This window comes from Campylobacter sp. BCW_6467 (assembly GCF_001762855.1).
Classification (GTDB): domain Bacteria; phylum Campylobacterota; class Campylobacteria; order Campylobacterales; family Campylobacteraceae; genus Campylobacter_D; species Campylobacter_D jejuni.
The window spans coordinates 1-24312 of sequence record NZ_MJXP01000028.1; the positions used below are offsets into that span (position 1 = coordinate 1).

At 30.7% G+C, this 24312-nt stretch carries 22 protein-coding genes; 4 read left to right on the forward strand and 18 right to left on the reverse strand.

Features of this window, described 5'->3' with window-relative positions; all coding sequences use genetic code 11:
* Positions 1-413: 413 nt before the first annotated feature.
* From hypA to AJ888_RS04600, 13 genes are all read right to left on the reverse strand, one after another.
* On the reverse strand, positions 414-758 hold the full coding sequence (hypA, locus tag AJ888_RS04540) for a hydrogenase maturation nickel metallochaperone HypA (RefSeq protein ID WP_002826529.1): 345 nt from the start codon (positions 756-758) through the stop codon (positions 414-416).
* The gene (gene hypE / locus AJ888_RS04545) at positions 758-1732 is read right to left on the reverse strand and encodes a hydrogenase expression/formation protein HypE (protein WP_002861327.1); all 975 of its coding nucleotides are present in this window, start codon (positions 1730-1732) and stop codon (positions 758-760) included. The genes hypA and hypE overlap by 1 nt, the downstream gene beginning before the upstream one ends.
* A complete protein-coding gene (gene hypD / locus AJ888_RS04550) occupies positions 1729-2820 on the reverse strand; it encodes a hydrogenase formation protein HypD (RefSeq protein ID WP_002861326.1) in 1092 nt (363 codons plus the stop codon). The genes hypE and hypD overlap by 4 nt, the downstream gene beginning before the upstream one ends.
* Positions 2804-3085: a HypC/HybG/HupF family hydrogenase formation chaperone gene (locus tag AJ888_RS04555; protein WP_002776342.1), complete on the reverse strand. Its 282-nt coding sequence runs from the start codon at positions 3083-3085 to the stop codon at positions 2804-2806. Before AJ888_RS04555 ends, hypD begins: the two co-directional genes overlap by 17 nt.
* Positions 3085-3828, reverse strand: a complete 744-nt coding sequence (hypB, locus tag AJ888_RS04560) for a hydrogenase nickel incorporation protein HypB (RefSeq protein WP_002861325.1) — start codon at positions 3826-3828, stop codon at positions 3085-3087. The genes AJ888_RS04555 and hypB overlap by 1 nt, the downstream gene beginning before the upstream one ends.
* A 77-nt stretch (positions 3829-3905) precedes the next feature.
* Entirely contained in the window at positions 3906-6095 is a 2190-nt protein-coding gene (gene hypF, locus AJ888_RS04565) for a carbamoyltransferase HypF (protein ID WP_002861324.1), read from the reverse strand.
* A complete protein-coding gene (locus AJ888_RS04570) occupies positions 6076-7596 on the reverse strand; it encodes a hypothetical protein (protein WP_002861323.1) in 1521 nt (506 codons plus the stop codon). The genes hypF and AJ888_RS04570 overlap by 20 nt, the downstream gene beginning before the upstream one ends.
* A gap of 41 nt (positions 7597-7637) precedes the next feature.
* Complete coding sequence (locus AJ888_RS04575) at positions 7638-8285, reverse strand: M48 family metallopeptidase (RefSeq protein WP_002861322.1); 648 nt, start codon at positions 8283-8285, stop codon at positions 7638-7640.
* Positions 8261-9577, reverse strand: coding sequence for an MATE family efflux transporter (locus AJ888_RS04580; RefSeq protein WP_032603301.1), 1317 nt, complete (start codon positions 9575-9577; stop codon positions 8261-8263). The genes AJ888_RS04575 and AJ888_RS04580 overlap by 25 nt, the downstream gene beginning before the upstream one ends.
* A gap of 78 nt (positions 9578-9655) precedes the next feature.
* Entirely contained in the window at positions 9656-10396 is a 741-nt protein-coding gene (gene pstB / locus AJ888_RS04585; RefSeq protein WP_002776307.1) for a phosphate ABC transporter ATP-binding protein PstB, read from the reverse strand.
* Positions 10393-11481, reverse strand: coding sequence for a phosphate ABC transporter permease PstA (gene pstA / locus AJ888_RS04590; RefSeq protein WP_070296147.1), 1089 nt, complete (start codon positions 11479-11481; stop codon positions 10393-10395). Before pstA ends, pstB begins: the two co-directional genes overlap by 4 nt.
* On the reverse strand, positions 11478-12392 hold the full coding sequence (pstC, locus tag AJ888_RS04595) for a phosphate ABC transporter permease subunit PstC (RefSeq protein WP_053872560.1): 915 nt from the start codon (positions 12390-12392) through the stop codon (positions 11478-11480). Before pstC ends, pstA begins: the two co-directional genes overlap by 4 nt.
* Positions 12393-12401: 9 nt before the next feature.
* On the reverse strand, positions 12402-13397 hold the full coding sequence (locus AJ888_RS04600) for a substrate-binding domain-containing protein (RefSeq protein WP_070296148.1): 996 nt from the start codon (positions 13395-13397) through the stop codon (positions 12402-12404).
* 178 nt (positions 13398-13575) lie between these two features.
* On the opposite strand from AJ888_RS04600, the gene ctf reads away from it, so the two are divergent.
* Genes ctf through AJ888_RS04620 form a run of 4 tightly spaced genes read left to right on the forward strand, consistent with a single transcriptional unit; the run spans position 13576 to position 17677 of the window.
* The gene (gene ctf, locus AJ888_RS04605) at positions 13576-14079 is read left to right on the forward strand and encodes a non-heme ferritin (RefSeq protein ID WP_002871370.1); all 504 of its coding nucleotides are present in this window, start codon (positions 13576-13578) and stop codon (positions 14077-14079) included.
* A 45-nt stretch (positions 14080-14124) separates the two neighbouring features.
* Positions 14125-15501, forward strand: a complete 1377-nt coding sequence (locus tag AJ888_RS04610; protein WP_002861315.1) for an MBOAT family O-acyltransferase — start codon at positions 14125-14127, stop codon at positions 15499-15501.
* Positions 15502-16512, forward strand: a complete 1011-nt coding sequence (locus tag AJ888_RS04615) for a DUF459 domain-containing protein (RefSeq protein ID WP_002861314.1) — start codon at positions 15502-15504, stop codon at positions 16510-16512.
* The gene (locus AJ888_RS04620; protein ID WP_002861313.1) at positions 16499-17677 is read left to right on the forward strand and encodes an SGNH/GDSL hydrolase family protein; all 1179 of its coding nucleotides are present in this window, start codon (positions 16499-16501) and stop codon (positions 17675-17677) included. The genes AJ888_RS04615 and AJ888_RS04620 overlap by 14 nt, the downstream gene beginning before the upstream one ends.
* A 2-nt stretch (positions 17678-17679) precedes the next feature.
* Here AJ888_RS04620 and AJ888_RS04625 read toward each other — a convergent pair whose 3' ends face one another.
* From AJ888_RS04625 to ppk2, 5 genes are all read right to left on the reverse strand, one after another.
* A complete protein-coding gene (locus AJ888_RS04625; RefSeq protein WP_002861312.1) occupies positions 17680-19050 on the reverse strand; it encodes a TolC family protein in 1371 nt (456 codons plus the stop codon).
* A 1-nt stretch (position 19051) separates the two neighbouring features.
* Positions 19052-20977, reverse strand: a complete 1926-nt coding sequence (locus AJ888_RS04630) for an ABC transporter permease (protein WP_002861311.1) — start codon at positions 20975-20977, stop codon at positions 19052-19054.
* On the reverse strand, positions 20977-22149 hold the full coding sequence (locus AJ888_RS04635) for an efflux RND transporter periplasmic adaptor subunit (protein ID WP_002861310.1): 1173 nt from the start codon (positions 22147-22149) through the stop codon (positions 20977-20979). Before AJ888_RS04635 ends, AJ888_RS04630 begins: the two co-directional genes overlap by 1 nt.
* A 78-nt stretch (positions 22150-22227) precedes the next feature.
* Positions 22228-23418 (reverse strand): M20 family metallopeptidase, encoded by a 1191-nt coding sequence (locus AJ888_RS04640; protein WP_002861309.1) that lies wholly within the window; start codon positions 23416-23418, stop codon positions 22228-22230.
* An 8-nt stretch (positions 23419-23426) separates the two neighbouring features.
* Positions 23427-24308, reverse strand: coding sequence for a polyphosphate kinase 2 (gene ppk2, locus AJ888_RS04645; protein WP_002861308.1), 882 nt, complete (start codon positions 24306-24308; stop codon positions 23427-23429).
* Positions 24309-24312: the final 4 nt, after the last annotated feature.

Here is a 24312-nt window from a genome sequence, read left to right on the forward strand (position 1 = left end):
CCCCCCCCCATGGACACTTTATTTGAAATAATATTTTTACTCAAATATTTTTCTCCTTCCTTATTTAAAATGGTTTATTTTGAAATTAATTTCATATTATTTATTTTTTAATAATAATATAAAATATAAAAATAAAATAGCGGAATATTAAAATATTTAAACTTAAAATATAATTAAATATTAATTATTATAAAACTATATAGTTTGAATTTAAATTTTATTTTATAAAAAAATTGATTTAATGAGAGTAAATTTATATGAAATGTTGTAAATATTTTTGTATTTATAAATTTTTATTTAAAATTATCATCTTTGGTTTTTATATTCTAGATAAAAATTTAAAATTTTTGATTTTGTATTTTTTAGATATTTTATCTATAGGTTAACCATACTTAATCAAGTATCACAATATATTATTTCATCACAAGTCGCATAAGGTGTAAGTCCTCGCCTTGTATGATTTTATATTCTATACTTTGACATTTAGGACACTTAAAAACATTTTCTTCTAAAATACTTGTTTGATCGCATTTTAAGCATAAAATTTCAAGCGGAGCAAGCTCTATAAAAAGTTTAGCATTTTTGCAAATATTTGAGTTTTCTTTAAAAGTTTCAAAACAACGCTTAAAAAGATCCACTTCTATACCGCTTAAACGCCCGATTTTTACATAAATTTCTTGCACATTACAAGCCTTATTGTTTAAGGCATTTTCTTCGCAAAGTTCGATTAAAGATTCTACTATACTTAATTCGTGCATTAGCAAATTCTTGGTAAAAGTTCGCCTTTAGGACTTTCTAAAAAGCGTTTTGCTCCATAAGCGTTTTGTAAGATCACGCGTGCTTTTTTCTCTTCTAAAACTTCTCCTATAATACTCGCATTTACATTGTATTTTTTTAGAATTTCCAAGGCTTTTAACTCATCTTCTTTTTCCACACAAAGTATAAAAGTGCCTTCATTTGCAAGTTCATAAGCTTCATAACCAAAAAGCTCGCAAAGTCCTAAAACCTCATCTTGAACGATGATTTTTTCTTCAAAGATCAAAAGATCATTTCCACTTTGCTTTGCCCACTCATTTAAAACCGCACTAAGCCCCCCGCGAGTAGCATCTCTCATTGCTACAACCTTTATATCTTTTTCTAAAAGCTCTAAAACCTCTTTATTCAAAGCCTTGCAATCACTTTTAATATCAGCTTCTAGCTCATTTCTTTTGATTAAAACACTAGCTCCATGCCTTCCTATATCGCCTGAAAGAAGTATGCTAAGCCCTGCTTTGATATTTTTACTTTCTTTTTTAGAAATAATTTCACCTAAGGCTGTAGTGTTGATATAAATTTCATCTGCCTTACCCTTAGGAACGACTTTAGTATCGCCACAAACTAACATAACTCCACATTTTTCACATTCTTCTTTAATGCTTTTTAAAATGCGTTCTAGTTTTTCTAGCTCAAAACCTTCTTCCAAGATAAGTCCTAAGCTTAGATATTTTGGCTTAGCACCCACCATCAAAACATCGTTAATAGAACCACAAGCACAAAGTTTGCCTATATTAACCTCTTCATCTAAAAAAATCGGACTTAAAACAAAAGAATCCGTGCTTAAAGCCAAATTTCCCAAAATCGCCGCATCATTATTTGCGTTTAAAATTTCATTATCAAAGATCTTAAAAAGCTTAGTTAAAAGCTCATTCATCTCTTCTCCGCCACCTCCGTGGGCTAAGGAAATATTTTTCATGCATTCACCTTTGAGTATTTATAATACGCCGCACAAGCACCCTCGCCAGAAACCATACAACTTCCTATAGGACTTCTTGGCGTACAAGCCTTACCAAAAACCTTACAATCATAAGGCTTGGCCAAACCTCTTAAAATTTGCCCACAAATACAGGCTTTGCTTTCATTTTTACTTTGCACCGCACAATCAAATTTTTTACTTGCATCATAGGCGCTAAATTCTTCTTTTAGCTCCAAACCCCCATCTTTAATAAGTCCTAAGCCACGAAATTCAAAATCACACACTCTAAAGTATTTTTTTACTAAATTTTGCGCTTTAACATTGCCTTCTTTGCTTACGGCTCTTTTGTATTGATTATACACTTTAAAAGTGCCTTCATTGCTTTGTTTTATGATATTTAATACACTTTCTAAAATATCAACTGGCTCAAAACCACTCACCGCTATAGGGGTTTTAAACTTTGCTGCCAAAGGCTCATAAATACCATAACCTGTTATCACACTCACATGAGAAGGGCCTAAAAAAGCATTGATTTTTACATTTTCATCATTCATGATCGCTTCTACAGGTGCTGGAACTGTGATATGATTGATATGAAAAAAGACATTATTTATTTTTTCTTCTATAACCTTTTGAAGAAGTAAAGCACTCATAGGCGTAGTAGTTTCAAAACCTATAGCAAAAAAGATGATATTTTTGTTTAATTTTTGCTTAGCAATTTCCAAAACTTCAAGTGGAGAATAAAGTGCTCTAACATCAGCCCCTTTAGCTCTTAAATCAAGCAGAGAAATTTCACTTCCAGGCACTCTTAAAAGATCTCCTAAAGTACAAAAAATCGTATCTTTCATAGAGGCTAACTTGATAGCTGTATCAATGCGAACTCTTGGCATAACACAAACAGGACATCCTGGCCCATGGATAAAGTTAATCTCCTTTGGCAAAATAGAAGGCAGGGCATATTTCATAATACTATGTGTATGCCCACCGCAAATTTCCATGATGTTAATAGGATTTTTAAGTTCTTGTTCTATGAGTTTTTTTAAAGCTAAAATACTTTCTTTATCTCTAAATTCATCGATGAAATTCATTTAAACCCAAATCTCCCTCATCGCTTTTTATCTCTCCGCTATTCATTTTTTCTACTATTTCTTGATAGGTTTTAATGCTTTCTAGTGCAGCTTCTTTGTCGATTTTTTCCATAGCAACTCCTACATGGATTAAGACATAATCGCCTTGTTTTAAAGGCTCATCAATCAAATCCAAATTAACTTTTCTTTTTACACCTAAAGTTTGCACTAAAGCATTGTTTAACTCATCGATTTCTAAAATTTCAGAAGGTATGGATAAACACATTAAAAAAGCTCCTTTTTAAGTTTAAGCACCTTATACCAAAGCTCCATATTGGTGCCATTTTTTGCATCAAGAGTGATAATATCTGCTCTAGGATTTAATTCTTTAATCAACCTAGTCGCCTCTTTAACATCAAAATCAAAATGATGAGCCAAATCTGCCTTTGTGATTAAAACTATATCAGCCTTTTTGAACATCACAGGATATTTTTGCGGTTTATCACTTCCTTCGGTTACCGAAAGCAAAACTACATTTAAATGCTCTCCTAAATCATAGCTTGCAGGACAAACTAAATTTCCAACATTTTCTATAAAAAGCAAATCCACATCATCAATTGCCAAATGATGCAAAGCCTCATGCACCATAAAAGCATCCAAATGGCAGCTTTGCCCTGTAGTGATTTGATATGCCAAAGCTCCGGCATTTTTTACTCTTAGAGCGTCATTATTGGTTTCTAAATCCCCTTCAATCACAGCGATTTTAAGCTCATTTTTCAAAGCCTTGATCGTACTTTCTAAAAGCGTGGTTTTTCCACTACCTGGAGAACTCATTAAATTAATACAAAGCGTGTTGGCTTCATTAAAATGCGCTCTATTGTGCTTAGCTTCTTCGTCGTTTTTGCTTAAAATTTTAGAAATCACTTCTATGGTTTTACTCTCTTTTAAGCTTGGATTTTCATGGTAGTGATCGTGATGATGATCGTGCGTATGGCTTGAATTTATAGAACAGCCGCAATCTTTACACATTTTCTTTCCTTTTATATTTTTTGTTTCATTTTAACCTTAAAAGCATTAAAAAATTATGAGTTTTTAGAATATTTGCTTTATTTTTCTAAATTTAAAAAATGTACCATTTGCCCTAAAGCTATGGAGCTATCATTGCAAGGGTATTTTAAAGGTACAAAAAAATCAAAATTTTTAGCTTTTAAAATTTCAAGCAAGGTTTTGTTTTGAAAAACTCCTCCACTTAAAAGCACTTTTAAATCATAATCTTTGCTAAAATCTATGATAAAATTTGCCAAGGCATTAAACATACCTGTAATTGCCTTAGTTTTTTCATCTTGCAAAGCCCCTAAAATTAAATTTTTAAAATTAACCTGCCCTTTTTCTACAAAAAGCTTATAAGAAAAATCAAGATTTTTATCATAAAAAGCTTCACACATCAAGCCAACTTGAGCCTCATAAGAGCTTTTTTCTAAGTTAAAAACAATACTTCCAAAAGCATCGATAATGCGTCCTAAGGAACTTGTTTGTAAGTTAGAATGTGAATAAATTTTTTTAAGATTTTCAAGTTTAATTTTTGGAATTTTTGCTAAAAACTCCTTAGCCTTATCTTCTAAATCATAATGAAAAATAAGACTTAGAGCTAAATTTTGTATATTTTTAATATCACTATTTATAAGAGTGAAATTTTCAAAATGTGCAATTCTTTCATATTCTTTTAAATTTCCTACAAAAACTTCTCCACCCCAAATTTTGCCATCTTCGCCATAACCTGTTCCATCACAAATAAAAGCTAAAGCCTTTTCATCTTTTGCAAAATTTTCTTCGTATTCAAAATAAGCCGCACAAAAATGCGCATAATGATGAGAAATTTTAATCCTTTCTTCAAATTCTTTTGCATAGCTAAAATGCGGGTGTTTATCGCACAAAATCGCATCAAATTTCAAATCATAATTTTGTTTAAAAAATTCTAAAAGTTTAAAAAATCTCTCATGCACATCAAGACTTTTCAAATCCCCTATATAAGGAGAAATTAAAAGTTTATTTTCATAAAAAATCACAAATTCATTTTTAAGCTCCGCGCCCAAAGCTAAAAAAGTGCCTTTTTTATTAAAATTTCTTTCCAAATAAAAAGGATTTAAACCCCTTGAAGTACGCAAAAACATAGTTTTACCATTTACCACTTGAGCTATGCTATCATCACTTGCGTTGATAATTTCTCTATCATAATCCAAATAAAAATCAAAAACTTTATCAAGTTTTTGACACAAATTAAACTCATCTTTAATGATACTTTCTCCGCTTAAATTCGCACTCGTTGCCACAAGACTTCCTTTAAAATACTCAAAAAGCAAAAGATGTAAAGGCGTATAAGCTAGCATAATACCGATTTTATCAACATCAGGTGCGATTAAAGAAAAGGCTTTTTTTGCCTTTAAAATCACAATAGGAGCTAAAACCCCACCAAGCAAAGATTCTTCTTTTTCATCTATAAAGGCAAGTTCTTTAGCACTTTGTAAATCTTTACACATCAAAGCAAAGGGTTTTTTGGGGCGATTTTTTCTAAGTCTTAGAGTTTTTAAAGCTTCTTCATTAAAAGCATCACACATGAGATGAAAACCGCCCATGCCTTTAATGGCTAAAATTTTACCTTCCTTTAAAAACTTCGAACTTTGCATAAAAGCTTCTTGATCTTTGGCTAAAATTTCACCCTTTGAATTTTTAAGAAAAACATTGATTTTACACTTAGGACAACTAATAGGCTGGGCATGAAAACGCCTATTTTTAGGATCTTCGTATTCGCTTTTGCAAAACTCACACATCAATAATTCTTGCATGGAAGTATGGGCTCTATCATAAGGAAGACTTTTTATAATACTAAAGCGTGGCCCACAATGTGTGCAAGTGATAAAAGGATATAAAAAGCGTGGATTTTTTTCATCAAAAAATTCTTTTTTACATTCCTTACAAAGCGCAAAATCACTTAACATAGGTGTGCTTTTTGTGTTCTTTAAAGAAGGAGTGATACTAAAATTTTCATAGTTTGAAATAGAAATTTGCGTGATTATAAGCTTGTCTATTCTTGCTAAAGGTGGGAGATGATTTTTTAAATTCTCTATGAAATTTTCACATTCTTTTTGAGTACAAGCAAGGATGATTTCTACCCCAAAACCATCATTTCTTACCTCTCCAAAAAGCTTTGATTTCAAAGCTAGTTCATAAACTAAAGGGCGAAAACCCACCCCTTGAACTAGACCTGAAATTTTGATCTTATATCCTAAGTGGCACATCGCTTAACTGACAATTTTTAAGATGTTTTAAAGTATTTTTAAGTAAAGATTTATGTTCAAACAAAGAGCCACTTATAAGCGCTAAGTCGCTTTGCTTTTTCTCTCTTAATTCATCATAAGTATCACGCAAGAAATAAGCCAAACTCTCAACCGCTCCATAAGCGATATTAGCACTATCCACACCTGCTAACATAAAACTCATAGTAGATCTTAAAGTTCTTGTATAATTAAAACTTTTATCTTCTTTCAAGCGATAATCAATCTTTACTCCACGAGGCATTTTTGATTCATCAGCAATTTTTAAAAGCTCACTAGCACTCTCTTGTAAATTTTTACCCAAATTTAGCACTCTGCCTACCAAGCCAAGCAAGGAATAAAAATTGTTTTGAAGCTCAAAATTTTCATCTAAAAGAGGAAATTCCTTGCTAAAATTTTCTAAAAGCCTTGCACCAATTTCATCTTTTTTAATCTCTTCATAAAGTTCTTTGCTGTGTTTTGGTAAGCAAAGTTTAAGCAAATTAAGCTCTTTGTTAATAAGCAAAATATCTTCATAATCTTTGCTAAGCTCTAAAATAAAAGCCTTTTCTTTATAACGGCTTACAAGATAAGAAATTCTTGCCATATTTTTATCTTCTTTAGAAAAAATAAGCTCTCTTGCCTTAACATTGATAAATTCAAAGCCTTCCAAAACCACCACTTGCTCATCTAAAGCACTGATATAAAAATCTTTTTGGTATTCTTCTATTTTTTTTACGCTTAAAAATTTATATTCATTTTCAAAAAGTTTTAAACCTAAAGCAAAGCAAAACAAATCTCTAGCAAGTCTGATTTTAAAATCATTAAAATCAAGATTGTGATTTTTTCTAAACATGGCATTAAGTCTTAGCTTCATCAAAGGTTTTTCTAAACTTGCAAGAAGTTTTAAATTTTCATTTGAACAAACAAAAACTGAATTTATAGCCTTAATATCACAAGGAAGTAAAAAATCTCCTATAAATTCGTTCTTAAACAAAGAAAATTCATAAATGCCATTTTTATCTTTTAAATAAATCTTTTTTTCTTGACTTAACAAATCAAAGGCAAGATTTAAAAAAGTATTGAAATTTTCTTCATTGATTTTTTCAAATTCTGATAAATTGCTTGAAAATTCACACTCACAAAACACGCCCCACTCGTTTTTGTTTAAAAGTTTTTTTTCTTGATAGGCATTAGAATTTAAATGAGTAATATAAGAAAATCTTGAAAATTCTTTATCTTCTGGCATACAAGGGTTAAAATCCTGTCCCGCTTTTACATCAAATTTTTTCAAAAAAACACTATGACTCATGAAATTCAAAGAATCACAAAAAGTCTTTAAATTTTCTTCATCTGCATCGATAGAAAAATGATAAATATTTTCTTCTTTGCTAAGGGTGTAGTTATAATTTTTCGCATAAAAACGCAATAAATATTCAAAAATATCATTATCCGCATTATAAATAAAATCAAAATCCAAAGTCATATTATGCCTTTTTTGAAAAATAAACTATAAATATAACATTTTTAACTTAAAAATTCTTTCTCTCTTTGTCTAAAATCGCTCATAAAATGCTCCATAAAAGCGTAAAATTCTTTGCTGTGATTAGGGAATTTTAAGTGGCTTATTTCATGCAAAATCACATATTCAATAGCCCTTAAACTCTTTTGAATGAGTTTTAAATTTAAATTAACATAAGCTTTATTGTGATTACAAGAACCCCAACGCGTTTTCATATTTTTAATGCTTAAATGCGTGTAAAATAAACCTGTTTTTTGACTCCATTTTTTAAGATAAAAAGTAAAAATCTTTTTAGCATTTTGTCTTAAAAATAAATCTAATTTTGCTTCATTTTGACAAAGAATTTTATCTTTATTAAAATAAGTTTTTTTGGCATTTTCATCAAAAATAATTTTATATTTTTTAGCTAAAAAGATTAACTCATCATCTTTTAAGGCTTTTTTTTCAAATCTTTTTTTTGCCTCATTCATCCAAGAACTTGATTTATCTAAAAACTCATAAACGCTTTTAAAGGTGCAAAAATAAGGAATGCTAAGAACAAATTCACCCCTTTCATTTAGCCTTAATCTTAAAGTTTTTATGCGTTTTTTAGAATAAAAATAACACTCATCTTTATAAATAAATGATTTTAAACTAGAGCTTTGCCTTGCCATTTTTTACTTTTCCATCTGTATGAATTTACCATTCCACGCAAAAACTCATCTGCACAAAATCCTATCCAAACCCCTAAAATTCCAAGATTAAAATGAAAACAAAGCACATAACCCACAGGCAAAGATACTCCCATCATAAAAACAAGTCCGCTAAAAAATGGAAACTTAGCATCGCCACTTGCACGTAAGGAATTAACCATGACTATATTGAAAGTTCGTGAAATTTCAAGAAAGATTGAAAGGGCAAATAAAGGTATCATTAAATTTTTTAACTCTTCTTTAAGTCCTAAAATTTGCATAGTAAAATCTTGGCAAAGATAATTCAAAAGTGCCACTAAAGCACTTGCCACCACACTAAAATACAAAGCACGCCAAGCATGTTTATAAGCGATATTTTCATATCTAGCACCGACTAATTTACCTACTATGATTTCATTAGCTATGCTTGTAGCTTGTCCTATAAGCATGATAAGCATTGAAATTTGAAAATAAATCGTTTGCACACTCAAACTTGCTTCGCCTAAGCTTGCTACAAAAGCAAAAGCTATAGTGTATTGGACTATCCACAAAAGATTTTCCCCTGCTGAAAATCCACCTATATTTAAAACCTTTTTTAATACCTCTTTTTCAAGTTTTATCATTTCTTTGATTTTAAGATGAATTTTAAGTTTATAAAAAAGTATCACAAGTAAAGCCACTATAGCAACAATACGAGCAAAAATATTACTAAGCCCCACTCCAAAAAGTTCTGATTTTGTATGATGCAAAACATAATAATTTCCACAAATCACCACTATATCCATCAAAAAGCCTATAAGCATGACCCAATAAGCCATATTATAAACCCTTACAATAGCAGCTAAAACAATTCCTATGGCATCAAAAAACAAACAAATTGCAAGCATATGCAAGTAAATTTCACTATCTTTGAGCAATTCTTGTGGGATTTTTAAAAGATAAAGCAAATACTTCCCATGCCATAAAATAAGCGCGCCACACACAAAGCCTAAAAGTGCATTTAAAAACAAACTTTGATGAATCACTTTTCTTGCTAAAACATGATCTTTTGCACCAATAGCCTGAGCTATCACCACACTACAACCCACACTTAAAAATGAAAAAATAGTGATAAAAAGATCTAAAATTTGATTTCCAGCCCCCATAGCACCGACAAGAAAATTAGAATAATGCGACACCATAGCGGTATTGATAATCACGGTTAAATACTTAGAAAGCAAGTCCCAAAATATAGGAAAACTAAGCCTTGTTAAAGAGAGTTGTTTTTTTGCCATAATTAATGCCTTACAAAGATAAAAGGCAAATTTTAACAAATTTTTCTTAAAATAAAAAACCGCTAAAAAGCGGCTTTATTATCCAAAAGCACCGCTTAGATAAGCCTTGGTTTTTTCTTGTTTTGGATTTTCAAAAAATTCTTTACTTTCACCAAATTCTATAAGCTCTCCAAGGTGAAAAAATGCAGTATAATCAGCCACGCGTTTGCCTTGTTGCATGTTATGCGTTACCATAATCATAGAAAGATTATGACTTAATTCTTTTAAAAGCTCTTCTATAACACCTGAGCTAATAGGATCAAGTGCGGAAGTTGGCTCATCTAAAAGCAAGAGCTTAGGTTTTATTGCTAAAGCTCTTGCGATACAAAGGCGTTGTTGTTGTCCGCCTGAAAGAGCTAGAGCATTTTGCTTTAATTTATCTTTAACCTCTTCAAAAAGTCCTACTTTTTGCAAACAATCCACCACCAAAGCTTCTTCTTCATCTTTATTTTTAATCATACCATGAAGTTTTGGTGCATAAGAGATATTTTCATAAATGCTTTTTACAAAAACATTAGGTTGTTGAAAAACCATGCCTACATTTTTACGCAAAGCTACTACATCTTGATTTTTAACATCTTTTCCTTCAATTTCTACCAAACCATCGATTTTTGCGATTTTATCATTCATTCTGTTAAAACAACGCAAAAAAGTGGATTTACCGCATCCTGAAGCACCGATGAGTGCGGTAATTTTGTTTTGTTCTATTTGCATATTGATATCAAATAAAGCTTGTTTTTTTCCATAAAATAAATTTAAATTTGTTGTTTTTGCTATCACTTTAATTTTCCTTGAAAATATTTTCTTAATAATATCGCACTAAGATTTAACACGACTAAAAGTCCTAAAAGCACAATAATACCCGCTGCTGTTCTTTCTAAAAATGCACGCTCTGGCATAGCTGACCATGAGTAAATTTGAGCAGGCAAAACGCTAGTTGGATCAAAAATCGAACTAGCTACATCAGGGATAAATGCTATCATACCGATAATCATCAAAGGTGCAGTCTCGCCTATAGCCCCAGCTAAAGTCAAAATAGAACCTGTTAAAATCATAGGCATAGCCAAAGGCAACATAATACCTTTTACCATTTGAACCTTTGTCATACCTAAGGCATAAGCAGCATTTTTCATGTTAATGTCCACACTTTTTAAAGCCGCTTTGGTTGAAACAATGATAATAGGTAAACTCATGATCGCCAAAGTAAGCCCACCCACTAAAGCACTTGATCGAGGCATTCCAAAAAGATTGATAAACACTCCAAGTCCTAAAAGTCCAAACAAGATACTTGGAATACTTGCAAGGTTGTTAATACACACTTCTATAAAATGTGTAAATAAATTTTGCGGTGCAAATTCTTCTAAATAAATTGCTGCTGCAACGCCTATAGGAACACTCACAACCATACAAACAAGCATAACAAGCAAAGTCCCTACAACTGAAGATAAAATTCCTGAATTTTCAGGAGATTTTGAGTCCCCATTTAAAAAGAAATTGCTATTAAATTTAAGCTCTATATCGCCTTTTTGCACAAGATCATCGACTAAAGTTCTTTGTTTTTCACTAAGGCGATTATATTTTTGCTTCATATATTGATCCACTTCTGAATTTGCCAAAAGCCAAGTTTTTTCAGCGATTTGCCCTGTTCTTATTTTTCTTTGCTCAGCACGAGATAAAAGATCATAAACAGGAGAATTTCTATTAGCCTCTACAAAAATATAAGTTTGCTTAAAAGCTCCAATTCCAAGATAACCCACACTTCCTAAAAAGATACAAAGAAAAATTAAATTAATATAAAGCCCCATTTTACAAAGTCTTTTAAAAGACTTTGAAGCTTTTTGTCTTTTTTTAAAAAGTTTTTTCATAAATTTTTCCTTTTGTGAAAGCGATTGATAAGATAAACACTAAACATATTGATGATTAAAGTGATGATAAAAAGCACCAAACCTAAAGAAAAAGCACTCAAAGCCAAAGAACTATCAAAAGCTTGATCTCCGCTTAAAGCTTCTACGATTTTTACCGTTACCGTTGTCATATCTTCTAAAAAATTCATCGTTAAATTTGGACGTAAGGAAGCTGCCATTACCACTATCATAGTTTCGCCTAAGGCTCTTGAAAGTCCTAAAAGACAAGCTGCAACTATACCAGGAATAGCCTCAGGTAAAATCACAGCAAAAACCACTTCTTTTTTTGTCATACCTAAAGCATAAGCGCCATTAATCCTTTTCTCGCTTACTGCTTCAATGCAATCTTGAGATAACGAAGCCACTATAGGTACTATCATGATCCCCATGATAAAACCTGCGCCTAAAGCACTTTGAAAACTTGCTTGTATGCCAAATAAAGAAAAAAACCACACTATAAAAGGCGCTACGACTATAGCTGCAAAAAATCCAAAAACAACAGTAGGAATCCCTGCAATGATTTCTAAAATAGGTTTTAAGTAATTTTTAGATTTTTTGCCAGCAAAAACACCTAAATATATAGCACACATAACCCCTAAAGGTAAAGCCGTTAGCATAGCAATCAATGAAATATAAAAAGTTCCCCAAAAAAGCGATAGCGCTCCAAAAACACCTTGTTTGCTCGTACCATCTGCATTCATAAAAGCTGCATCAGCTGCCCACTGACTTGAGAATAAAAAGGTAGCAACACTTTCTTTTTGAAAGAATTTTAAAGCTTCAATTAAAATTGTAAGCATGATAGCAAAGCTTACTATCACGCTTACAAAAGCACATAAAAAAAGTGCAAATTTGATTATTTTTTCTTTTAGCAAAGTTTTTCCTTAAAAAACTTTTCCAGCTTTTACAAGCTCATCATTTAAAATTTTTCTATCTTCTATATGTTTTTGAGAAGCTTTTAATTTATCATCGCTTAAAGGAACAAGTCCTATTTTTTCAAGTTCTCCGCCACTTTTTGCCAAATCATCACTCATGTAAATTTTTGCAAAATCAAAGGCTTCTTTTGGATTTTTCTTAGCATTGATATAAATAAACAAGCTTCTTGCAAGTTCGTATTTTTCATCTGCAATATTTTCTTCACTTGGTGTAACACCATCGATAGTAGCGACATTGATTTTATCTGAGTTGCTCACTAAAAAGCTATAACCAAAAATTCCAAAAGCATCTTTATCAATAGTAAGTTTTGAAACGATTAGATTATCATTTTCACCGCTTGGGATATAAGCACCATCTTGACGCAAGGTTTTATACTCGCCTTTATACTCAGGAATTTTTTTAGACACATCACTCATAATAAGCTCTTCTATAGTATCTCTTGTTCCTGAACTTGATGGTGGACCATAAACACTAATTTTACGATTTGGTAAATTTTTATTGATTTGATTCCAGTTTGTATAAGGATTTGGTATAAGTTTTCCATTTTGTGGAATTTCTTTTGCCAATGCTAAGAAAAGTTCTTTTTTTGTGATATTTAATGGAGCATTGGTTTTATTTTGAGCTAAAACTATACCATCATAACCTATCATAATCCCTACTATATCAGTTACCCCTGCTTTTTTGCAAGTTTCAAATTCACTTAATTTCATAGGTCTTGAAGCATTAGAAATATCAGTAGTTCCTTCACAAAATACCTTAAATCCACCCCCTGTTCCCAAGCTCTCTACTATAGGAGTTTTTGTATTTTTAATCGAAGCATATTCTTCAGCTACAAAAGAAGTAAAAGGATACACAGTCGATGAACCTGCGATTTTTAAATCTGCTGCATTTAAAGCACCACAAAGTGCAAGACTTACCACACTTAAAGATAGAATTTTTTTCATTTTTTCTCCTTAGCTTTAAAAAAGTAATGGAAGTTTAAAAAAACTTGGAAACATTTTGGAAACATTTTTTATTTTGTATTTTTCTTAAATATAATTTTTAACTATCAAAAATTTAGCTTGTTTTTAAAAAAATAATATATCATTATAAAACATTTTAAATTTTAATAAGGAGATAAAAATGCTTTCTAAAGAAGTTGTAAAATTACTCAATGAACAAATAAACAAAGAAATGTATGCAGCAAACTTATATCTTAGTATGAGTTCTTGGTGCTATGAAAATAGTCTTGATGGAGCTGGTGCCTTCTTGTTTGCACATGCAAGCGAAGAAAGCGATCATGCCAAAAGGCTTATCACTTATCTTAATGAAACAGATTCTCATGTAGAGCTTCAAGAAGTAAAACAGCCTGAACAAAATTTCAAATCTTTACTTGATGTTTTTGAAAAAACCTATGAACATGAGCAATTTATCACAAAGTCAATCAATACTTTAGTTGAACACATGCTAACACATAAAGACTATTCTACTTTTAATTTCTTACAATGGTATGTAAGCGAACAACACGAAGAAGAAGCACTTTTCCGCGGTATAGTTGACAAGATTAAATTAATCGGGGAACACGGAAATGGACTTTATTTAGCTGATCAATACATCAAAAATATTGCATTAAACAGAAAAAAATAATCTTTGCCCTACTATGGGCAAATCTCGCTTTGGATTAAAAAAGGTATGACTTATTTTTCTTTAGAATTTAGTATTTTAATGATAGCTTTTTTTGCTATTTATTGGACTTTTAAAAATGATTACAAAATACAAAATATTTTAATTTTAATTTTCTCTTATATTATTTATATTTTAATCAATCCTTATTTCGCCTTGGTTTTATTTATATATACCTTTTTTATACATTATTTTGCCTTGCTAATTTTTGTGCGTCGCAAGCGTTATATTTTCGCTATTTGTATGGCTTTTATTATTTTAAATTTATGTTTTTTTAAATACTTTCCTAGCATCAAAGGAAGTGTTGATGAGATATTAAATTTTTTCGGTTTAGAATTTTTAAATATTGATTTAGTATTTCCAATAGGAATTAGTTTTTATACCTTTACTTCTATCACTTATCTTGTAGAAGTTTATCAAAAACGCCGTTTAGAAAGTTTTTTAAATTTGGCAACCTTCTTATCATTTTTTCCAACACTACTTTCAGGGCCTATTATGCGAAGTTCTTTTTTCTTTGAACAGGCCTATCAAAAACGCGAATTTAAACATGCAAATTTAATCATCATCTTGCTTGTTTTTGGTATAGTTAAAAAAGTTTTAATAGCTAATTACCTTGGAATTTATGCTAAAAGTATTTTAGACTTTCCACAATCTTATAATTTCATACAACTTTTAAGCGCAATTTACGCCTATGCGATTCAAATATACTGTGATTTTAGCGGATATGTTGATTTAGTTTGTGCTTTTGCTTTAATGTTAGGTTTTACCCTTCCGTCTAACTTTAACATGCCTTATCTTGCAAAAAACCTAAAAGATTTTTGGACTAGATGGCATATCAGTCTTTCAACCTTTATAAGAGATTATATCTATATACCTTTAGGGGGCAATAGAAAAGGAATGCCACGCACTATAGTTAACATACTCATCGCTTTTATACTTTCAGGTATGTGGCATGGCAATACACTTGCTTTTATTGTTTGGGGTTTATTGCATGGTATTGGCATAGTTTTTATACATTTGCTAGCTTTAAGCAAATTTAGTTTACAAAAAATTCCAGCTTTAGGAAGATTTTTAACCTTTCAATTTGTATGTTTTACTTGGATTTTCTTTTACTATAGCAAAAATCTAGAAGATGCAATAGAATATTTTAAAGCTTGTTATTATAATTTCTTCCAAATTCCATCTTATAATGATATTTATATGTTGGTTGCTTTTGGGGTTCTTTTTATGATTTATCCTTTATTTATTAATTTTAAAGAATATTGCATTAAGATTTTAAACCTTACTCCATTTTTACTAAAACCTTTTATCATAGCTTTTATTTTACTTTTGGTTTTTGCTTTTATGCCAGATGGAATTCCTGATTTTATTTATTCGAGTTTTTAGATGAGTGCAGTTAGATTTTTCTTCATTTTGATTATAGTGCTTGGCTTGGTTGTTGTAGTTATGAATCAGAGCATTAGCTCTTATATAGAACAAAAATATCACTTTGCATTCTATCCCCATAATGATCTTTTAAAAGAAGCCAATGGCTTCAAAATTAAATTAGAACAAATTCGTGCAATTTTAAGCAACGAACCCTTGCCTCAAACCAATGAAGAAGATACAAATCAAGAAAGTAAATCAACAGATGAAAACTTAAGTAAAATAGATAAAGTTTTAAACACTTTAGAAAATGATGAAAACACTACTCATAAAGAAACAAATCTAACCTTAATCCAAGATGCAAATATTAGTTTTATCGACAATACCAAATTAGAGCTACAAAATGGAGATGAGTTTTTATTTATCGGAGATTCTTTAATGCAAGGTGTTGCAATAGCCTTAAATAGAGATTTAAGAAATTTAAATCTTAAGGTAACCGATCTTAGTAAACAAAATACAGGCCTTTCTTATAAATCCTATTTTAACTGGTCAAAAGCAACCAATGAAGCTTTTGTTAAAAACTCAAATATTAAATATCTTGTTGTTCTTCTTGGTGCTAATGATCCTTGGGATATTAAAAAAGGAGGAAATTACCATCGTTTTGGCTCCCCTTCTTGGATAGATATTTATACAAATCGTGTAGATGAAATCATTAAAATCGCTAAAAAACATAAAGCCAAAGTTTTTTGGTTTGAAATCCCTCCTGTAAAAAAAGAAGATTTGAACAAAAAAATACAAGTGCTCAATAAAATTTACAGCAATGAAATTCTTAAAAATAAAGAAATTTTTATCAACACTAAACTATTTTTTAGTGTCAATGATGAATACTCAGCTTATATAAAAGATGAAAACAATAGAAGTATAAAAGTAAGAACAGATGATGGGATTCACTTTACCCCAAGTGGTGCAAGAGAAATGTCTAAACTTTTATTAGAACACATAAAACTTAAGGAAGAAAATGCTAGTAAATAAATTTAAAATTATCTTATTGTTTTTTATTATTTTTACTAGCTCTTATGCACAAAATTTAAATACAAATGACACAATAGATTCCATACTCAATCAAAACAAAAATCACTCTGCTTTAACAAGTTATGTATTAAAAAAAGATCTTAAAAATCTAGAAAAAAAATTAGAAAAAAATCAAAACATAGGAATTAGAATTTATGGAGATTCTCATATGGCAGCTGATTTCTTTCCGCGTGTCATAAGAGGATATTTAATCCGCTCTAACTCTATAGGTTTTGCCTATCCTTTACAGCCCAAATATCAACAAAATCTTAATCTTGTTTATTCTTATAAAAACTTTGAAATTTTAAACTCAAGAAATCCTGCTAATGCTGGACATAATTTTCCACTAGGTGGGATAATAGCCAAAGCAAAAATCAAAGGTGCAAAAATCAACCTTGATACAACCTTAGATAAAAAAAAATTCAAGATAGGATTTTTATTTAAAGCCAAACAAAATACCAATGCTTTTAGCATCAAAGATGCAAAAAATCAAAGCTATGAGTTAAGAACCACACAAATTAACAAATGGTCTTATAAAGAACTAGAACTTGATCTTCCTTTGCAAATTTCAGCCTTACAAAAAGATGCTGAGCTAGGAGGATATTTCATCACAAATAAAGATAATAATGTTTTCTTAGATACCATTGCAATCAATGGTGCCAAAAGTGATTTATGGCTCTCTTGGAATCAAGCAGTTGTAAAAAAAGAACTAGAACTTTTACACAACGATTTGATTATTCTCGCCTATGGTTCTAATGATGCACTCTTTAAAGGGTTTGAAAAACAAAAATTCAAAAATAATTTAAAAAAATGGATTAGCATTTTAAAAACTTACAATAAAAACGCTGTTATCATGCTAATCTCTCCACCAACTATAGTTCAAAAACAAGGTAAAAACTACAAGCTTGCTCCTGATTTTTTTACTATACGCAAAGCATTATATGAAGTTGCTAAAGAAGAAAAAACTCTTATCTTTGATATGCATCAGTTTATGCAAGATAGTGGGGGAAAAAACAAATGGATAGAACAAAAGCTTTCGCTCAATGATGTACATCTTACTATAAAAGGCTATGAGCTGATGGCTAAAAAATTACTCGAGGATTTAAAAAATATCATCGATTATTAAATTTAATACTTAGGAAATTCTAAGCTTTCATCATTGAAACTTAAAGCTGTGATTTGATAGTAAGAATTAATGGTTTTTAAAAGATTAAATCTAGCTCTTAAAAATTCTTGCTGGGTAGAATTTAAAGTATTATTTGCATCCAAATAATCCTTTAATTCACTTTTTCCTAAAATATATTTTTCATAATACGTCTTAGTGATAAGCTCTTGTTTAATGTTAATACTTTGCAAATTTTGCAAAAGTAAGGTGTCGCTTTGATAATCTTTATAATTCAATACAAATTCATTCATCGCACTTTGCAAAGCTTGCTCATAAGAAATTAAAAGTTGCTCATAAGTAAATTGTGAAATTTTGATATTTTGCTTTACTCTACCATAATCTAAGAAAGGTAAAGAAATCTTAACATTACCACTTAAAATTTCAAATTTAAAACTATCATCAATTTTTTTATCACTCCCACTTAATGCTCCTCCTAAAGAAATACTAGGCAAAATAGATTTTTGCATGGAAGAATAATCCTTAAAGGCCGATTTTAAGCTATTGAGTTTAGATCTCACATCTGCACGATACGCTAAAGCTTTTAAAGGTATATTAAAATCAGGACTTAAGGTTTTAAAATCATTTAAAGATAAAGTTTTAAAATACTCTATATAAGCAAAACCTTCTTGCTTTGCCAATAAATCTTGTAAATTTTTTATGAGTAAATTACGATTTTGATCATTGCTTAATAAATTTTGTTTAGCTCTTAATAGACTTTGTTCTATGTTTAAAAGATCTAATTCTTCTATTTTTCCAAGCTCGTATTTATAACTATAAAGCTCTTTCATTTGTTCTAAATTTGAAAGATAAGCTCGAAGCAATTTATCTACATCGTTAAAATAAGCCAGCTCAAACACATCATTTAAAGCTGTATTGATCATACTTATTTTTAAATTTTCAAGATCATAAGCACTTGCTTTTGCACTAAATTCACTCGCACTTGCACTATCTCTTAATTTGCCATAAATATCAAGCTCATAGCTTAAATTTAAAGAATTATTGAAATTTTTACTTTGTTTGCCTGAATTTAAATCTTTATCCACACCAAAACCCAAATTTCCACTTAAAGTCGGATATAAATCATAATCAATCAAATCGGCTCTAGCCAAAGCTGAAAGCAAAGTTTTTCTAGCAATATTAATATCGCTATTATTCAATAAAACAAAATTTAGAAATTCATTTAATTTTGCATTATCATAGGATTTATACCAATCATAAGTGAGATTTAAATCTTTCATTTGTTCTTGAGTTAAATCAACTTCTTTAGGCAAGCTAAGTTTTGCACCACAAGCACTCAAGAAAAATGTTAAAAAAATGCTAAGTATTATTTTCATATCATTCCTTTGATAATGCACTAATAGGATTTAAATTTGCTGCATTTCTTGCAGGGAAAAAACCAAAAACCACACCGATAAACATAGAACTTAAAAGCCCCAAAAGCACAGAATAGGCATTTAAAATCATAGGAAAATCCGTACTTAAGGTATTAAAAGCAAAAATAATAAAAATCGATAAAATCACACCCAAAATCGCCCCTATAGTACAAATCATAACCGCTTCAATTAAAAACTGCATCATAATATCTTCTCTTCTAGCTCCTATAGCCATACGTATGCCTATTTCTCTTGTTCTTTCACTTACAGAAACAAGCATGATATTCATCACTCCTATACCCCCAACAATCAAAGCAATCACAGCCACACAAGCTGTAAGTATCGTTGTAGTGCGTTTATTTGCTGTAATAGCTTGCTTAAAGGTGTCAGAATTAAAAGTAAAAAAATCCTTTTGTCCGCGTTTAATTTCTAAAATTCTTATGATAGCATTTTCAGCCAAAGTTGAACTCACATCATCTTTAACCTTAACTATGATTTCACGCAAATTTCTATCTCCTGTAAGCTTATTCATCAGTGTTGTATAGGGTATATAAAGACGCACTACATTATCTTCTATAGGCTTGTCTGTATCTTTTTGCAAAACTCCTATAATCTTAAAAGGTTGAGAATTAAAAAGCACCACACGACCTAAAATATTTTCACTTTTTTCATTAGGAAAAAGATTTTTTTTAGCATTAAAATCTAGCACAGCAACATTGGTACTATTTTTTACATCATCATTATTTAAAATTCTTCCCGCATCTATCCTTAAACCTTCTATAGCAAAATTATTTACCCCCACTCCTTCAGCTCTTGCACTTAAAGAAATATTAGTATAAGTTGCCACACCTGAAGTATTTGAATGAGCATCAACTGCTTCTAAATATTCTAAAGATCTTAGCGTTTCTAAATCACTAAAATTAAGCCTTGTTTTACCCGAACGCAAATCCCCAAACCCCTTTCCAGGGCGAATTTCAATAGTATTTGTCCCAAGTCTTGCAATAGACTCAAGCACTTTAGCTTGAGAGCCTAATCCTAAAGCTACAACACAAACTACAGAAGCAATACCTATGATGATTCCAAGCATAGTTAAAATAGAACGAAGTTTGTGCGCAAGTATGGAAGAATAAGCTATCTTAAAACACTCAAAGGCTTGATTTTTAAGCAAAGTAAGTGTTTTTTTCTCTTTAGACATTGTTTTTAAAATAAGTTTTTCTTGAGCTTTTTCCTTTTTAGTATCGCTTAAAATTTCTCCATCTTTAATCTCTATAACCCTTTTAGCTTGTGCTGCGATTTTTGGATCGTGAGTTACTAAGACTATAGTATGACCTTGTGTATTAAGTTTTTGTAAAATTTCAAGCACCATAATACCGCTTTTACTATCCAAAGCTCCCGTTGGCTCATCAGCCAAAATAAGCTCTCCACCATTCATTAAAGCTCTTGCTATAGAAACGCGTTGTTGCTGTCCTCCGCTTAATTCATTCGGTTTAGAATCTAACTTATGAGCTAATTCTAAATCATTTAAAAGTTTTTTAGCGTTTTGACTCCTTTCTTGTAAATTTTTTCCCGCATAAACTGCAGGTAAAGAGACATTTTCTTTAGCACTCAGCAAGCTTAAAAGATTATATCTTTGAAATATAAAGCCTATTTTTTCACGCCTTAATCTTGCTTTTTCATCGTTATTAAGTTTAGTGACTTCATATTCATCAAAAATATAAGTTCCACTACTTGGCGTATCTAATGTTCCTATGATATTTAAAAGTGAAGTTTTACCACTTCCACTTTGTCCTATAATGGCAACAAATTCACCTTTTTCTATACTTAAACTTACATTTTTTAAAATGGCATTTTCGCCTATATTTTTGCAAATATTTTTAAGAAAAATCATTAAAATCTCAACTTCATTTTAGGAGCTAAGCCATCAGCACTTGAGCTTACTATCAATTCTTCATTTTCATTTACACCTTCTAAAATTTGAGTATTGATAGAATCTTTAATGCCAAGTTTGACATATTTTTTAACAGCTTTTTGATTTTCTAAAATTTCAACATAATAGCCTTTTGGATCGCTTTTAATTGCATAAGTTGGCACTGCTAAAACAGCTTTTGCACTTGCTACAACAATTTCATTTTGTATACTCATACCAATACGCAAAAAATCATCTTTATTGGCTACACAAAATTTTGCGTAATAATAAATAGCATTTGATGAGCTTGAGCTTGAAGAACTCGAACTTGATGAGCTTGAGCTTGTACTAGAATCACTCACTTCAGTATCAGCTGGATCTATACTTGCAATCTTAGCATGATAAGTTTTTTGAGGATCATTAAGCAAAGAAAAATCAAGCTCTGTTCCTACTTTTATCTTACTCACATCAGCCTCTGCTATTTCCATTCTTACTTCCATTTCGTCTAAATTAGCTATACGGACTATAGTAGGAGTGTTTTGATTAGCATTAACTGTTTGTCCTTCATCTACAGCTACATTAATCACAACACCATCCATAGGAGCAGTAATGGTTGTATAACCTAAATCTTTTTGTGCATTTTTAAGAGTGATTTCAAGCTGAACTACTTGAGCATTAAGCTCTGCAACATTAGCTTTTAAAGTATAATAATTATTTTTTTGAGTTTCTAAATTTTCAAGAGAACTTGCTTTAGCTGCATAAAGTTTTTGCTCTCTTTGATACTGCTTACTCGCAATCTCAAGAGCAACTTTTTTACTCTCTAAATTAGCCTTAGCGCTTTCAAGCTGAGCTTTTGTAATATCTAAATCGTTTTGTTGTTTATCTTTGTCAATTTGAGCGATCAAATCACCTTGCTTTACATGAGTTCCCACATCCACATAAAGTTTTATAATTTGTCCGCTAACTTGAGCACCCACATCAACTTGATCTTTGGCATATACCTTTCCTACTGCCTCTATGGTTTGAGATATATCTTTTTTTTGTATTTTTTGAGTTAAATAGCTGATTTTTTCATCATTATTAAAAAAAATAAAATAAGCCCCAACACTTCCAAGTATTGCAATTAAAATGATTAAAACAATCTTCTTTTTCATAATAACAAATCCTAAAGAAAAATCAAGATTAAATTTTACTCATTTTTTGTGAATTTTTTGTGAATTTTTAATTCTACTTTATAAATTTAAAAATTCTAAAGCCATCATCACATCACCCTGCATTAAAACTTTTAAATTTTCATCATCCCAACAAAAAGTAGAACTATGGTGCAAAGCTGGATGATTTAAATCCTTTGAAATTCCAACAAATACATAAGCTCCCATTCTTTCTCGTGTTAAAAAAGCAAAATCTTCAGCCCCCATGTCAGGTTTAGAAGAAACAATGATATTTTCTTCTCCTAAGACCTTTGCAAAAGCTTTTCTTGCTATTAAAGCAGCTTTTTCATCATTAATCAATGGAGGAAATTCTTTAGTATATTTAAGCTTATAATCTCCACCATTAGATTTTGCTGTAGCAGCAGCCACTTCTTCTAGAGAACTTTTTAAAATATCTTGTGTTTTATCATTTAAAAAACGCACGGTTCCTTTTAAATAAGCATTTGTAGGAATAACATTATAAGTAGTTCCTGCACAAATTTGACCTACGGTAATCACCCCTGCTTCACAAGGGGCTAAACGCCTAGAAACAACACTTTGTATATTATTTACAAATTGCGTTGCCATAATTATAGGATCTATACAAGTGTGCGGATGAGCTCCATGTCCTCCTCTGCCAATAAATTCCAAATCAAAAATATCCGTTCCAGCCATCATTTCACCACTTACAATTTGAGCAGTATTTTCAAGCAAAGGCCCCCATAAATGACAACCAAAAACTGCATCAACATAAGGATTTTCCAATACACCTGATTCTATCATAGGTTTAGCTCCACCGCTTCCCTCTTCTGCGGGCTGAAACATAAACTTAATCGTGCCACAAAATTCATCTTTAAGTTCATTTAATATCAAAGCAGCTCCCAAAAGCCCTGCTGTATGTCCATCATGTCCACATGCGTGCATCTTACCATCAATTTTTGAAGCATAACTTAGATTAGTTTTTTCTTGCACAGGCAAAGCATCCATATCCGCTCTTAAAAGAACACATTTTGGTTTTTTCTGACTCTTCTTTTTTCCTTCTATAATAGCTAAAATTCCTGTTTTTGCAATATTTTTTTGATATTTAATGCCAAACTCATCTAAAATTTTACACACTAAATGAGCTGTATTTTCTTCTTCAAATTCAAGCTCAGGATGCATATGAATTTGATGTCTTAAATCAACTACTTTATCATAGTACTTTAGTGCTAAATTTTCAACCAGCTTATGCATTCTTTTCCTTAATCTAAATCTTTTATTTTCTCATCTGCTTTTTTACTGTCAAGTTTTTCCAAATTCGCCTCCATTTTTCGTATTTCTTCTTCTCCACTACGCACTAATTTTGCATCAATTTTGGAAAAATCTCCAGTTTTTTTATTTGGATATTCTACCTTAGAAAGTATAAAACGCAATAAATTTAATCTTGCTTTTTTCTTATCATCTGAAGAAATAATAGTCCAAGGACAAGTTGGAGTATTAGATGCTAAAAGCATAGAGTATTTAGCTAAAGTATATTTATCCCATAATTCTTGTGATTTTTGATCTACAGGAGATAATTTATATTGTTTAAGTGGATCACTTCGGCGTTTTTCAAAACGTTTTTTTTGCTCGTCTTTTGATACTGAAAAATAAAATTTAAAAAAAATAATATCACTATTTGAAATCATATTTTCAAACAAAGGCACTTCTCTTAAAAAATCTTTATGTTGTTGCGGTGTACAAAAACCCATAACCGGTTCTACTCCTGCACGATTATACCAAGATCTGTCAAAAATCACAATCTCACCGGCCGAGGGCAAATGTGCTATATAACGCTGAAAATACCACTGTGTTTTTTCCACATCACTAGGTTTTTCAAGAGCCACAACGCGGCAACCACGCGGGTTTAAATGCTCAATCAAACGTTTAATCGCCCCACCTTTTCCAGCTGCATCGCGTCCTTCTATAAGTATAAGAACCTTTAAACCCTTGGCTTTAACATGATTTTGAAATTTCAAAAGCTCAATTTGCAAATTCTTTAAATCTTTTTCATATTCTATTGTACTTTTCTTTCTTTTAACAGAAATATAAATTTCATTCTTTTTAACAGCCCCTTGTGTTTTTGAAGAATTATTTTCTTGCATTTTC

Excerpts from the sequence above, each read along its gene's own strand:
- hypE (WP_002861327.1), bottom strand. The coding sequence starts at position 1,732 with ATGAAAAATATTTCCTTAGCCCACGGAGGTGGCGGAGAAGAGATGAAT.
- ppk2 (WP_002861308.1), bottom strand. The coding sequence starts at position 24,308 with ATGCAAGAAAATAATTCTTCAAAAACACAAGGGGCTGTTAAAAAGAAT.
- AJ888_RS04580 (WP_032603301.1), bottom strand. The coding sequence starts at position 9,577 with ATGGCAAAAAAACAACTCTCTTTAACAAGGCTTAGTTTTCCTATATTT.
- AJ888_RS04640 (WP_002861309.1), bottom strand. The coding sequence starts at position 23,418 with ATGCATAAGCTGGTTGAAAATTTAGCACTAAAGTACTATGATAAAGTA.
- AJ888_RS04575 (WP_002861322.1), bottom strand. The coding sequence starts at position 8,285 with ATGGCAAGGCAAAGCTCTAGTTTAAAATCATTTATTTATAAAGATGAG.
- AJ888_RS04630 (WP_002861311.1), bottom strand. The coding sequence starts at position 20,977 with ATGATTTTTCTTAAAAATATTTGCAAAAATATAGGCGAAAATGCCATT.
- AJ888_RS04555 (WP_002776342.1), bottom strand. The coding sequence starts at position 3,085 with ATGTGTTTATCCATACCTTCTGAAATTTTAGAAATCGATGAGTTAAAC.
- AJ888_RS04570 (WP_002861323.1), bottom strand. The coding sequence starts at position 7,596 with ATGACTTTGGATTTTGATTTTATTTATAATGCGGATAATGATATTTTT.
- ctf (WP_002871370.1), top strand. The coding sequence starts at position 13,576 with ATGCTTTCTAAAGAAGTTGTAAAATTACTCAATGAACAAATAAACAAA.
- hypB (WP_002861325.1), bottom strand. The coding sequence starts at position 3,828 with ATGTGTAAAGATTGCGGCTGTTCTATAAATTCAAGCCATACGCACGAT.
- hypF (WP_002861324.1), bottom strand. The coding sequence starts at position 6,095 with ATGTGCCACTTAGGATATAAGATCAAAATTTCAGGTCTAGTTCAAGGG.
- AJ888_RS04635 (WP_002861310.1), bottom strand. The coding sequence starts at position 22,149 with ATGAAAAAGAAGATTGTTTTAATCATTTTAATTGCAATACTTGGAAGT.
- AJ888_RS04600 (WP_070296148.1), bottom strand. The coding sequence starts at position 13,397 with ATGAAAAAAATTCTATCTTTAAGTGTGGTAAGTCTTGCACTTTGTGGT.
- AJ888_RS04615 (WP_002861314.1), top strand. The coding sequence starts at position 15,502 with ATGAGTGCAGTTAGATTTTTCTTCATTTTGATTATAGTGCTTGGCTTG.
- hypA (WP_002826529.1), bottom strand. The coding sequence starts at position 758 with ATGCACGAATTAAGTATAGTAGAATCTTTAATCGAACTTTGCGAAGAA.
- AJ888_RS04625 (WP_002861312.1), bottom strand. The coding sequence starts at position 19,050 with ATGAAAATAATACTTAGCATTTTTTTAACATTTTTCTTGAGTGCTTGT.
- AJ888_RS04620 (WP_002861313.1), top strand. The coding sequence starts at position 16,499 with ATGCTAGTAAATAAATTTAAAATTATCTTATTGTTTTTTATTATTTTT.
- AJ888_RS04610 (WP_002861315.1), top strand. The coding sequence starts at position 14,125 with ATGACTTATTTTTCTTTAGAATTTAGTATTTTAATGATAGCTTTTTTT.
- hypD (WP_002861326.1), bottom strand. The coding sequence starts at position 2,820 with ATGAATTTCATCGATGAATTTAGAGATAAAGAAAGTATTTTAGCTTTA.
- pstA (WP_070296147.1), bottom strand. The coding sequence starts at position 11,481 with ATGAAAAAACTTTTTAAAAAAAGACAAAAAGCTTCAAAGTCTTTTAAA.